We start from the raw sequence: 12,594 nt of genomic DNA, 5'->3' as shown, positions 1-12,594 counted from the left end.
CGACACCGGGGCCGCAGTCAGCGCTCAGCGACTGCGGCCCCGGTTGTCGTGTGTACCCGCGTGTTACGCCCGCGAGGCGCGCAGTGCGCCGGATCGCCAAGCCGACGGGGTGACCCCGACCCGGCGGCGGAATGCGCGGCTGAAACCGTCGTCGGAGGTGTACCCGATCGCCCGCGACACTTCGGAGACGCCGCGGCCTTCCGCGAGGAGCTGCTGCGCCGATCGGATGCGCACATCGGTGAGGTAGTTCGCGGGGGAGGTGCCGGTGGCGATGCGGAAGCGCTCGGCGAATACCGACCTCGACATCGCGCCGGTGCGGGCGAGATCCTCGAGCGTCCAGACGCGACCCGGATCGGCATGGATCGCTTCGACCACACGGTCGAGGAACGGGTCGTTCGTGCGCGAGGGCCAGCCGTCAGGGGCGCACCCGCGAATCGCCCAGGCGCGGATCACCGAGACGAGCACCGTGTTCGCCATCATGCCGCAGACGATCGATGATCCCGCTTGATCAGCGCAGGCCTCGGCGGGTCGACCGACCTCGGGCCCAAGCATCGATGCCAGGGCCGCGACGGCGGGTTCGGTGCCGGGCAGGTCGCGCACCAGAATCGTGTCGGGCAGCAGCTCGAGTACGTGCGCGGTTGCCTCGGTGAAGTCGAGCGATGAGAGCAGCACGAAGGCGTGCTCGTCCACGCGCAGCGCGTGCGCCTCGCGTCCGGTGAAGAGTTGCGCGTCGCCGATCGAGAGATGGCGCACGTCGTCGTGAGCGGCGAGTGCGGCATCGGGCACTGCGGCCCGCGGGCCGTTCGGGTGCACGCGCAGATCGCCCTCGATGACATACACGAGGGTGACGCTGCCGCGAGGAATCGAGACCGCGTCGCCCGGTCGCACGGTGACGCGGTGCTGCTGCTTCACTCGGGCGTTGATGCTGGCCAGTACGCGGTCGATCGCGGCGTCACGGTCGTCGTGTGTGGTGCGCGCGGCAGAAGCGTTGGAGTCGGCTGAGCTGGCTGAGCTGGCGCGTGAGGGGGCGGGCATGCGGAGTGCAACGCGGGGCGCTGCAGAGCTATTCCGTCGGTGACGGCGCGTTGCGCATCGTCGACTCACGGATATCGAGCGTGGCTCGCGGCACTTCGAGGGGGATGTCGAGTGGTTTGCCCTCGGCGAGCAGCACGGCGACCTCGACCGCACGGGCCGCGATGCCCTCTGGGTGCAGGTCGAGCGTGGTCACGCTGGGGCGGGAGATACGATTTTGCAGTGCGCCCGATCCGGCCGCGAGCAGAAGGTCGTCAGGTACGCGAATACCCCGCCGAGCTGCGGCGGCGTTGAGGCCCGCCGCGTGGCGCCCGGTGAGGCAGAAAATAGCGTCGGGGGCATCACGTGCCCGCGATGCGGCACCCGCACCGAAGAACCGCTCGATCGCTGCTTCGCCTGCTCCCTCGCCATCGGATTCGGGGAACGCTGCGATGTCGGGCATCTGGCCCCGCAGTGCGCACCACTCCCGGTAGGCGTCTTCCGACTCACGATTCCACGAGTTGCCGTCGGTGCCGGTGACGAGCGCCACACGCCGCGCACCCGCGTCGTGCAGGTGGTCGAGAGCGAGCAGCGTCTCTTCGCGATCTCGGGTGGCGAGCTCGACGAACTGGCCGGGGCGTGCCGGGTCGGAGCCGATCACGACGAATGGGATGTTGCGCTGGTCGAGCATGGTGAGTACGGGATCGTGCTCGAACGGCTCGGACACGATGTAGGCATCGGCGGCGGTGGCACTGAGTGGGGCTTCGGGCCGTGTCGGGTCGTCGACGAGCATCATGCTGTATCCACGTTCCATTGCGGCGAGCGAAGCGGCTCCCGCCATACGGAGGAAGTAGTCGACACCCTCGGGAAGGAAAGTGTCGAGTGTGTGCAGCGGTCGAATGACGAGGGCGAGCAGGCCGAGTTTTGAGCTCTGCAGACCCTGCGCAATCGGACTCGGGCGATACCCGATGTCGGCGGCGACGCGGGCGATGCGGTCGGCGGTCTCTTGGCGCACCACACCCTTGCCGTTGAGGGCGTGGGAGACGGTGGTCGGCGAGACTCCGGCAGCCTTGGCCACGTCTTTGATGGTCGGTCGCACGCTCGCTCGCATCCCGTCAGAATAGTCGGTCGCGCTGCGAGACCGAGATCGGGATCCGCGATGGGGCTCCACGACCGGGCGCTCCCGCAGCGTCATCGAATCGTAACACCCAAAACGTTTTTAACAAACCGTTTTGGATGCTACGATCGCCAGTGCGTCTTCGCTCGGGCCACCGGGTCGGGGAGCTTCAAAGATGAAACTTCGAACGGAGAACAACGTGAAACTCGCACCGATGCGGGCGACCATCGCCCTCCTCGCCATCGGGGGCCTCGCCCTCGCCGGATGCGCGTCCGGCAGCCGCGGCGGCGATTCCGGCGGTGACACCTCAGTCACCGACGAACTGCTGCAGACCACCCCCGAGGCAGCTGGCGATGCCGACACCGTCACCTGGAACTCGACCTATGGCGAACTCGCCAGCCTCGACCCGGTCAAGGCGTTCAACTACCCAGAGAACACCATCGTCTCGAACCTCTGCGAACCGCTCTTCGAGATGCAGCCCGACTTCTCGGTGCAGCCGAACCTCGCCACCGACTCGAAGACCGATGACGGCAAGACCTGGGTGTTCGACATCCGCGACGATGTGCAGTTCTGGGACGGCTCCCCGATGACGGTCGACGATGTCGTCTTCTCGATCAATCGCCACATCGACCCCGCCGAGGGGAGCTACTGGGGCGGCGGTACGGTCGCCAATATTGCGAGCGTCGCCGCAACGGGAGACGCGCAGGTCACCATCACGCTGAAGAGTGCCGACTACACGCTGCCCTCCTCGCTCAGCACCATCATTGGCGTCGTCGTGCAGCAGGAGCAGCGCGTCGCCGCCGGAGAAAACTACGGCAACCCCGACACCGGCGTCATGTGCACCGGCCCCCTGAAGTTCACCCCCGGTGACTGGAAGCAGGGGCAGTCGATCACGCTCGAGCGCAACGACAACTACTGGGACACCGACTCGGTTGCGAAGGCCAAGAGTGTCGAGATTGGCTTTGTGGTCGACCCGACCGCCATCGCGAACGGGCTGAGCACTGGTGAGATTCAGGGCTCGTACGATGTGCCGCTCCCGGCGCTCGGCGAGCTCTCGTCGAGCTCCTCGGGCACGCTGTACTACGGCCAAGGCATGCAAGACATGGCGATCATCTCGACCGGTGAGGGCGCCTTCGGTGATCCCGCCGTGCGTCGCGCCCTGACCCGGGCTACGGATCGCCAGGCGATCGCAGACACCGTCTACGAGGGCACGGGCACCCCGTCGCGCTCGGTCGTGCCGCAGTCGCCGTGGGATGCGGTCGAGGCGGCGACGCCCGGCATCGCCGACTTGCGCGACCAGGAACTGCCCGATTTGAGCTACGACATCGAGGCCGCGAAGGCCGAGCTGGAGGACGCGAAGGTCGACCTGTCGCAGCCCATCAAAATCGCCTACCCCAGCGAGCGCAGCTTCTACGCCGACATCCTCAACGAGATGGCGAACGGCGCGAAGGAGCTCGGCATCACCCTCGAGCCGACCGGCGTGCCGAGCGCGCAGTTCGGTGCGTTCTTCTCCGACCCCGAGGCGCGTGCCGGGTACGACGGCTTCGTGACCACCAACTACCTGAGCGCGCCCGACCCGCTGCTGCACCTCATCAGCGTGGCGAAGACCGGCAGCGACCAGAACTACTCCGGCTTCTCGGATGCGAAGGTCGACGCCGCGCTCGACGCAGCCATCGCGGAGAGCGATGATGCCGAGCGCGCGAAGCTCACCGTCACGGCCGAGGCGCTGATCATGGAGCAGCAGCCGTGGGTGCCGATCAATGACCTCGCGGTGCGGATGTACATGGACGAGAGCATCACCGGCGCGCCGGCCTCGTTCGTGTACCTCTACTACCCCTGGGCCGCCGATATCGGCGCAGCGGCCTAAGCGGCTCTCCGGAAGGGATCGTCCATGACCTACGTCCTCAAACGGCTCGGGGCGCTGCTCGCAGTGCTCGTCGTGTCGAGCTTCATCGTGTTCTGCGGCATGTATCTCGCGCCGGGCAGCCCGGAGCAGTTCCTCGTGCAGGGCCGTACCGTCAGCCCGGAAGTACTCGCGTCCATCCGGGCGCAGTACGGGTTGGACGATCCCTTCCTGGTGCGCTACTGGCACTGGCTCGTCGACGTCGTGCAGGGAGACCTCGGCCGTTCGCTGCTGACCCAGCAAGACGTGACGACCCTCGTCGCATCGCGCATTCCCACAACGCTGTTCCTCGCCGGCTTCGCAGCGCTGCTCATTATCGTGTTCGGGATCGGCCTCGGCGTGCTCGCCGCCACCCGGTCGGGCGTGTTCGAGAAGTTCGTGGTGTTCGGGTCGAACCTCGGGTTCGCCGTTCCCACGTTCTTCGCGGCGCTCGTGCTCATGTTCCTGTTCGGCTCGAACCTGGGGTGGTTCCCCGTCTCGGGGTCGGGTGAGGGCTTCCTCGGCAGGCTGTGGCACCTGACGCTGCCGGCCATCGCGCTCGCCTTCCCCGGAATCGCGGTGGTCGCGCGGATCACCCGAACCGCGGTGCGCGAGGAGCAGGGGTCGGAGCACGTGATCATGGCGATCGCGCGCGGCGTGCCCAAGCAGCTGGTGCTGTGGCGCCACACGATCCGCAACTCGATGCTGCCCGTCACCACGGTCATCGGCACGCAGGTCGCGGGCCTCCTCGCCAGCGCCTTCGTCATCGAGTACGCCTTCACCCTCGACGGCATCGGCTCGCTGCTCGTGAACTCGGTGCAGAAGAAAGACTTCGCCGTGGTGCAAGCGATCGCGCTCATCATGGTGCTGGCCTTCGGCATCATCAACCTCATCGTCGATCTGCTCTACTCCGTGATCGACCCGCGAGTCCGCCTCAACCAGGGAGTGTCGGCACGATGACTCAGCAGCCCCCGACCCGCGAACCGGGTACGCAGACGAACACCCGCGCCCAGAACACGGTCGCCGTGCAGCTGCTGCGCAAGCAGCGGAACGCGGTGCCGACCTCGGGCTGGCGCCTCCTCGCGCGGCGCCTCGGTCCGATCGGCATCGTCAGCCTCGCGATCATCGTGCTGGTGATCCTCATGGCGATCCTCGCACCGGTCATCGCGCCGTACGATCCGTTCGCCGGCACCGTGACCTCGCGCCACGAGGCCTGGAGCCTCGCGCACCTGATGGGCACCGATCAGTCGGGCCGCGACATCCTGTCGCGCATCATCTGGGGCGCCCGTACCAGTCTCATCGGCCCCACGATCGTGATCGTCGTGACGGCTGTGCTCGCGACGGTGCTCGCCCTCACCGCCGTCTGGTTCGGCGGCAAGGTCGACGCGCTCATCAGCCGCGTGCTCGACATCCTGTTCGCGTTCCCGAACATGCTGCTCGCCATTCTCGCGGTCGCCATCTTCGGGCCGTCGATCCTCACCGCATCGCTCGCGCTCGCCATCGGCTACGTGCCCTACTCGGCCCGCGTGATCCGCTCGGTCGCCCTTCGCGAGCGCAACCTGCCCTACGTCTCCTCGGCGCAGCTGCAAGGCATCTCCGGATTCCTCATCACGGTGCGGCACATCCTCCCGAACGTGCGCACCCAGATTCTCACCGGCATGACCATCAACTTCGGGTACGCGATGATCGAGCTCGCCGCGCTCTCCTTCCTCGGCCTCGGCGTGCAGCCGCCCACCCCCGATTGGGGCCTCATGGTCTCGAACGGGCAGGCATCGCTGCAGCAGGGCTACTGGGAGCAGAGCATCTTCGCCGGTCTCGCCATCGTCATCACCGTCGCCGCCTTCGGATACGTCGGCGAGCAGCTCGGCGGCCGTCGCGCCGCAGGAAGGACGCGCTGATGCTGCAGATCGACGCGCTCACGCTCAACGTCACCGACCCCGATACCGGGGAACGCACCGAAATTCTCCACGGCAACTCGTTCTCGCTCGCGCAGGGCGAGGCACTCGGGCTCGTCGGCGAATCGGGGTCGGGCAAGTCCATGACCCTGAAGTGCATCCTCGGCATCGAGCCATCCGGGGCCGAGGTCGGCGGATCGATCACGATCGACGGCACCGACCTGCTCGCGACCCAGGGCGAGGCGCTGCGGCGCATCCGCGCGAACGATCTCGCGCTGATCGCCCAGAACCCGCACGGCGCGCTGAACCCCGTGCTGCCCGTCGGCCGATACCTGGTCGAGGGGATGAGCGACGCCCGGTCGCTTCCGGCCGCGCAGGCACGCGAGCGAGCCGCCGATCTGCTGCGCCAGGTCGGCATCACCGACACCGACCGCGTGCTGCGCTCTTACCCGCATCAGCTCTCGGGCGGCATGCTGCAGCGCGTGGTGATCGCGGGAGCGATCTCGGGCGAACCGAAGCTGTTGCTCGCCGATGAACCCACGACCGCGCTCGACGTCACCACGCAGGCCGAGGTGGTCGCGATCCTCGACGAGATGCGGCGCGAGCACGGCCTTTCCATGATCTTCGTGACGCACGATCTTGACCTCGCCGCCGCGGTCTGCGATCGGCTCGCGGTGATGAAAGACGGGGAGATCCTCGAGATCGGCACCCCCGACGAGATTCGGGATCAACCTCGCACCGAATACACCCGCGCACTGATGTCGGCGCGCCCCCAGCTGTACCCTGCGGGGCACCCGGCGCCCGCCACCCCCGCGAGCGAAACGGAGGACCGCGCATGAGCGCCATCGCGGCTGCATCCCAGGCGGTCGTGCCAGCGGCCACCCCGATCATCGAAGTCGCGCATCTCTCGCGCACCTTCCACCTCGGACGCCGCGCGAGCGTGACCGCGCTCGACGACGTCTCCTGCGCGCTGCGCCCGGGCACCTGCCTCGCGGTTGTCGGCGAGTCGGGGTCGGGTAAATCCACGCTCGCCCGCGTCGTCGTCGGGCTCGAATCCGCAGACTCGGGATCCGTGCGCATCGACGGCACCGACGTCGCGCCGACGACCGCGCGCCGCGCCCTGCGCGAACGGGCGAAGCTCGTGCAGATGGTGTTCCAGGATCCGCAGGGCTCCCTCAATCGATCGCTGCCCGTGTCGGCGACCATCGACGAGATGCTGCGCGCCCACCGCCCCGACCTCGACCGCGCCGGCCGTCGCGCCCGACTCCGGAAGCTCTTCACCGAGGTCGGCCTCACCGAGCGTCACGCCGACGCCAAGCCCGCAGCACTCTCGGGCGGCCAGAAGCAGCGTGTCGCCATCGCCCGTGCCCTCGCCGCGGAGCCGCGCGTGATCGTGCTCGACGAGGCCGTGTCGGCGCTCGACGTGTCGGTGCAGGCGCAGGTACTCGACCTCCTGAAGCGCCTTCGCGCCGAGCACGGGCTCTCGTACCTGTTCATCACGCACGACCTCTCGGTGGTGCGTGACATCGCCGACGACGTCGTGGTGATGCGCACTGGCCGCATCATCGAGCGCGGCACGGTCTCGGAAATTCTGGACGCTCCCCAGGATCCGTACACCCGGCTGCTCATCGCCTCCGCGCCCAGGCCCGGCTGGGTGCCGCAACGCGGCCTGCGCGATGCGCTGCTCGGCGGCTAGCCGGATCCACCACTCCTCTGATCAGACCGCGCGGTGCACGACTACCGCGACACACACACACACCCGCCACCCAGAAAGCACTGCGCATGAATGCAACACCCGACCGCCTCCACCTCGACGTCACGGGAGCGACTGCCCGCGAGCGCGGGGCGCACCGCGGTGCGGCGCTGCGAGACACCCTCTCCGGCGCCTACGCCAAGTATGCGGAACTGTTCCGCACGCTCGGCGTGACCGAGGAACTCGAAGCCTCGGGCGTGGAGCGCGTGGTGACCGCTGTCGAGGCATGGCGCCCCGAGCTGCTTGAGGAGCTTCGCGGCGTCGCGGAGGCCGCCGCGGTGCCGTTCGCCGCCATCGTCGCGCTGAACGCCCGCACCGAGCTCATTGCGCTCGGCACCCACGGGGCCAGCGAGTGCTCGACGGTGACCGCGCAGCTCGGAGGGCACCGGCTCGGCGTGCAGACGTGGGACTGGCACATCGAGCTCGACTCGTACTGGCATACGCAGCGGGTGTCGGGTGCGGGGTACACCTATGTGGGGCTGACCGAGCAGGGGATCCTCTCGAAGATCGGTGTGAACGAAGCGGGGCTCGCTCTCCACTTCAACATTCTCGGGCACGAGGCCGACGGACCCGACGGAGTGCCCATGCACCTGCTCTCCAGCGTCGTTCTCTCTGAGTGCGCGACCGTCGACGACGCCATCGCGCTGGTGCGCGCTGCCCCCATCGGGTCGTCGTCGTCGTTCACGCTGCTCGACGGGGCCCGTGCCGTCTCGCTCGAAATCAGCCCCGTGGGCGTCTTCGAGATTGACGAAGTCGCGGGCTCCGTGCAGCGCACGAACCATTTCCAGGCTGCCGAGCCACTGTCTCGACAGAAGACGGCTCTCTACGAGCCCGATTCATCGGAGCGTCTCGCGCTGGTGCGCGAGCGACTTGCTGACGCCGTACCGCAGTCGGCGGCAGAACTCGTGCGTCTGCTGCTTTCGGACGCAGGGCAGCCGCCGCTCACCTGCGTGCCAGACATGTCGAAGGGGTACGGCGACCGGTGGGCGACACTCGCCACGGTGGTGACCGATCCCGATGTGCGCACCATCCGCATTTTCGACGGCATGCCGCCCGAAGCAGAGCACGGCGAGTGGCGCGTGCTCACCGCGTAGAGGGTGCGGGTGGGGGCGATCCGCCCCTCGCTACACGTGTTGGCCTGGCTGCGCCCATTGACCTGGCTGCGCCAGCTGCCTGAACAGCGGGGATTCCGGGGATCGCGGACGGAATTGAGCGAATCGGTCCGCAAGTTCCTGAATCTCCGCGCTTCGGTGCACGTGACGAGGCTGGGTCGCCACATCGATCCGTCTCGGGCTGGCATAAATCGTTTTACTTCCCTAGGCTGACTGGCACACCGCAGTTTTCACGCTCAGGGACGAGCCCGGTGCTCGCGCCCGCCCGCAAGGAGTCGCCGCATGCACACCTACCCCAGTTACCTCGCACCGTCCGGGCACGCGATCGCCGAGTTCGTTCGGGATCACCCCTTCGCCGTCGTCACCACCTCGACCGCTGGGGCGCCGCTCGCGACCCACACACCCATCGTGTTTCCGCCGGGCGTCGAAGCGGGGGAGACGCTGGTCGGTACGCGCCTGTGGGGGCATATCGGGCGAGCGAACGAGCACTGGAAGCTCTTCGCCGAGCAGCCGCAGGTGCTGCTCGTCTTCGCCTCGTCGCACGCGTACGTCTCGCCCAGCGCGTACGAGTTCACCCCCGCAGTGCCGACGCTCGACTACGCCACCGTGCACCTCACCGGGCGCGTGACGGTGCTCGAGGAGCCGGCCGAGAACCTTGCGGTGGTCGAGCGGACCGTCGCGCAGCTCGAGGGTGCGCGCGCGAAGCCGTGGGATCCTGCGGAATCGAGGCACGTGTTCGAGAAGATCCTGACGGGCGTCGTGTCGTTCACCATCGATATCGAGACCGAGTCGGCGATGTTCAAGCTGAGTCAAGACATGCCGACCGACGTGCACGCCCGAGTGCAGCGCGATTTGCGGGAGGGGGATCACCGCCACCCCGACGTGGCCGACCTGATGGGTGAGGTCGGCGTGACATGCCCCGAGGGGACGCGTGGTTAGCGCGCAGATCTCACGCGTCGCGCTGTGATGAGCGTCGCACGATCAACTCCGACGGCACGAGTCGGCGCCCCTCGGGCTGTTCCCCTCGGGTGATCTGCGCGAGGAGCGCGACGGTCTCGCGAGCGAGCGTCTCGGGTCGCAGGTCGATCGCGGTGATGGGTGGCTCGGCCGTGCGTGTCTGAGCGGCATCCGTGCCGCACGCGAGCAGATAGTGCGTCGGAGCGATGAGTCCGTGCTCGCGCATCGCCTCTTGAATGCCGGCGGCGTGCCGGCCGGTGAGCGAGTAGATCGCGTCGGGGGCCCCGTCTGCGAGCAGCGACGGAACGAGTGATCGCCCGCCGGCTTCGCCCAGCCCCTCGGCGACCCGGGAGATGCGGGGGGAGTCGCCCCGCTCGGCGCACCAGGCCAGGTAGGCCGCCTCGGCATCGGAGTTCCATGAGTTGTCGTCGGTACCGCCGACGAAGGCGACGCTGCGCGCCCCCTCCGCGGCGAGGTGATCGAGCGCGAGTCGCGTGGCCGCAGTGTCGTCGGAGGCGACCCAATTCTCGGCGTCGGGTTTGCCGGGGTCGCGGCCGAGCGTCACGTAGGGGATGCTGCGGTTCTCGAGGAGTTCGACGACGGGATCGTTGCGCACCGGGTCAGTGACGACGTAGCCGTCGAGCGAGAACGCGAGTGGCGTGACGGGCCCCTTCACGAGGTCGGCGACCTGCATGAGGCTGAGCCCGTGATCGAGTGCGCTGACGGCGGCCGCGCCCGAAAAACGGAGGAAGTAGTCAACGCCGGGCGGGCTGTAGTTCGCGAGCGCGTCGAGCGGGCGCAGCACGATGCCGATCACGCCGATGGGGGATCGCCGGAGTCCGCGAGCGAGCGCGTCTGCCTGGTACCCCATCTCGAGGGCGACCCGCTGCACCCGTGCCCGGGTCTCGTCAGAGAGGGTGCCCTTGTCGTTGAGAGCGTGCGAGACCGCGGTGATCGAGACCCCCGCGCGTGCGGCGACGTCCTTGATCGTGACGTTGCGGCGACCGGCCATGCTTCCTCCTTGAGATCCGCTCACGACACTAGCGCGAAATCGGGGCACAAATCGATTAATGCGCATTCGATGACAATTCGATTACGAGATTGCATAAAACGATTTGTGTCTGTACGTTGATGACCCAGGACGCTCCGCATCGCTGCGTCGTCCCGGCGCAGCCGCACTGCAGCGGCCCGCGCTCGCCACAGTTGTCGAAGGAGTCAGAACGGTGATGAAACTCTCACGTACCCGAACGCGGGGAGCCGCCGGCGCCGCGCTCGCACTGGGCCTGGCCTGCGTGCTCAGCTCGTGCGCCGCACCCGAGGCCGGAGCAGGCCAGACCGAGCAGGAAGAAGCCGCACCCGGGTTCCTCGCCGTCGCCGATGACGCGCTGACCGATCAGGGAGAGCTCACCGTGCAGCTCGACTACGACACGAGCGAGGCCGACGGCCTCGATCCCGCGACCGCGCAGACCGCGCGCTCCTGGAGCATCATGGGCCTCGTCTACGAAACGCTCGTGACCACCGACGAGAACTTCGAGATCACGCCGCAGCTCGCCACGTCGTGGGAGCAGCCCGACGACACGACCTACGTCTTCACGATCGACACGGACGCCACCTTCTCCAACGGGCGCGCGCTGACTCCGGCCGACGTCGTGGGCAGCCTGCAGCGGCAGATCGACAGCATGAGCGTGTGGTCGGGGCAGATGGGGCCGGTCGAATCGATCACCGCGACCGGTGACGACCAGGTGACGGTCAAGCTGTCGAGCCCGTACGCGCCCTTCCTCGCGGCGCTCGCCAACACGCCCGCGGCGATCCTGCCCATGCAAGAGGTGACCGACGGCAGCCTCGACCTGAAGACGACGATGCTCGGCACCGGCCCCTACGTGGTCGGCGATCACCGGCAAGACGAGTCGTGGACGTTCACCGCGAACCCCGACTGGCACGGCGGCGACGACCTCGCGGTGCAGACGCTCGACCTGCAGATCGTCGATCAAGAGACGACGCGTCAGGCGGCGCTCCGCGAAGGCAGCGCCGGGCTCGCGAACTTCGTGAGCATCGACGCGTTAACGCAGCTCGGCGATGCGAGCAACGTCAAAGTCGTCAACCAGACCCAGAGCGACTTCTACTACCTCAACGTGAACTCGCAGGTCGCCGATTCGCCGCTGCAAGATCAAGACGTGCGGTTCGCGATCAACACCGCGATCGACCGCCAGGCCATCGCCGACATCGTGTTCGCCGGGCAGACGAGCCCCACCGGCGTCACCCCCTCGAACCTGCCGGGAGCGTGCGCGGTCGACAGCCTGCCCTCCGAACAGGCGAGCCTCGATGACGCCAAGCAGATCATCGAGCAGTCAGGAGCCGGCGACACGAAGCTGAGCCTGCTCGTGTACACGTCGGAACCCGTGATGGGCCAGATCGCCCAGCTCGTGCAGCAGCAGCTCGCCGAGATCGGGGTCACCGTTGAGATCGAGCAGTACGACACGGCGACCTACAACGCCCGGGTCTTCACCGCGCAGCCGGGAGACTTCGATCTCTCGCTTGGCTGGTTCGCGGGCTACGTCGACCCGTCGATGGTGACGAAGTGGTGGAACCCCGAGCAGGCGGGCTTCAACGTCGGCTTCACAGGCGTGCACGACGATCTCAACCAGCTGATCCAGCGCGGCGCCGAGACCACCGACGCCGATGAGCGCGCCGAGGTACTCACCGACCTCTGCGCCACCGCCGACGAGTACTCCGAGATCGTGCCGCTCGTGCACCGGCCCTCGATTATCGGGTTCGACACCGCGAGCGTGAGCCCCACCATTCAGAGCAATGAGGGCTACGGCGACATCCTCCGCAACATCGCGGAGTACCGGATCGCGGGCGAGTAA

The 12,594-nt window shown here is 67.9% G+C and carries 11 protein-coding genes; 8 read left to right on the top strand and 3 right to left on the bottom strand.

Going from position 1 to position 12,594, the window contains the following annotated elements:
- Positions 1-63 precede the first annotated feature (63 nt).
- Positions 64-1,035, bottom strand: coding sequence for an AraC family transcriptional regulator (locus CH42_RS07070; protein WP_053352518.1), 972 nt, complete (start codon positions 1,033-1,035; stop codon positions 64-66).
- 28 nt (positions 1,036-1,063) lie between these two features.
- Positions 1,064-2,122, bottom strand: coding sequence for a LacI family DNA-binding transcriptional regulator (locus tag CH42_RS07065; RefSeq protein WP_053352517.1), 1,059 nt, complete (start codon positions 2,120-2,122; stop codon positions 1,064-1,066).
- 181 nt (positions 2,123-2,303) lie between these two features.
- Between CH42_RS07065 and CH42_RS07060 the strand changes: the two genes are divergently transcribed.
- From CH42_RS07060 to CH42_RS07030, 7 genes are all read left to right on the top strand, one after another.
- Complete coding sequence (locus tag CH42_RS07060; RefSeq protein WP_053352516.1) at positions 2,304-3,995, top strand: ABC transporter substrate-binding protein; 1,692 nt, start codon at positions 2,304-2,306, stop codon at positions 3,993-3,995.
- Between the two features lie 24 nt (positions 3,996-4,019).
- A complete protein-coding gene (locus CH42_RS07055; protein WP_053352515.1) occupies positions 4,020-4,970 on the top strand; it encodes an ABC transporter permease in 951 nt (316 codons plus the stop codon).
- Positions 4,967-5,908, top strand: a complete 942-nt coding sequence (locus CH42_RS07050) for an ABC transporter permease (RefSeq protein ID WP_053352514.1) — start codon at positions 4,967-4,969, stop codon at positions 5,906-5,908. Before CH42_RS07055 ends, CH42_RS07050 begins: the two co-directional genes overlap by 4 nt.
- Positions 5,908-6,744: an ABC transporter ATP-binding protein gene (locus CH42_RS07045; protein ID WP_053352513.1), complete on the top strand. Its 837-nt coding sequence runs from the start codon at positions 5,908-5,910 to the stop codon at positions 6,742-6,744. Before CH42_RS07050 ends, CH42_RS07045 begins: the two co-directional genes overlap by 1 nt.
- Positions 6,741-7,601 carry an ABC transporter ATP-binding protein gene (locus CH42_RS07040; protein ID WP_053352512.1) on the top strand — a complete coding sequence of 287 codons (861 nt, stop codon included), beginning with the start codon at positions 6,741-6,743 and terminating at the stop codon, positions 7,599-7,601. The genes CH42_RS07045 and CH42_RS07040 overlap by 4 nt, the downstream gene beginning before the upstream one ends.
- Before the next feature lie 86 nt (positions 7,602-7,687).
- Complete coding sequence (locus CH42_RS07035; RefSeq protein WP_053352511.1) at positions 7,688-8,752, top strand: C45 family autoproteolytic acyltransferase/hydolase; 1,065 nt, start codon at positions 7,688-7,690, stop codon at positions 8,750-8,752.
- Between the two features lie 300 nt (positions 8,753-9,052).
- On the top strand, positions 9,053-9,709 hold the full coding sequence (locus CH42_RS07030) for an FMN-binding negative transcriptional regulator (protein WP_053352510.1): 657 nt from the start codon (positions 9,053-9,055) through the stop codon (positions 9,707-9,709).
- 10 nt (positions 9,710-9,719) lie between these two features.
- Here CH42_RS07030 and CH42_RS07025 read toward each other — a convergent pair whose 3' ends face one another.
- Entirely contained in the window at positions 9,720-10,739 is a 1,020-nt protein-coding gene (locus CH42_RS07025) for a LacI family DNA-binding transcriptional regulator (protein WP_053352509.1), read from the bottom strand.
- 214 nt (positions 10,740-10,953) lie between these two features.
- Here CH42_RS07025 and CH42_RS07020 point away from each other — a divergent pair, with 214 nt between their 5' ends.
- Positions 10,954-12,594, top strand: a complete 1,641-nt coding sequence (locus CH42_RS07020; RefSeq protein ID WP_239683978.1) for an ABC transporter substrate-binding protein — start codon at positions 10,954-10,956, stop codon at positions 12,592-12,594.

Origin of the sequence: Leucobacter musarum subsp. musarum (genome assembly GCF_001273845.1) — a bacterium.
Classification (GTDB): domain Bacteria; phylum Actinomycetota; class Actinomycetes; order Actinomycetales; family Microbacteriaceae; genus Leucobacter; species Leucobacter musarum.
The sequence above is the reverse complement of the archived record's forward strand: the minus strand, read 5'-3'. Positions and strand labels throughout refer to the sequence as shown.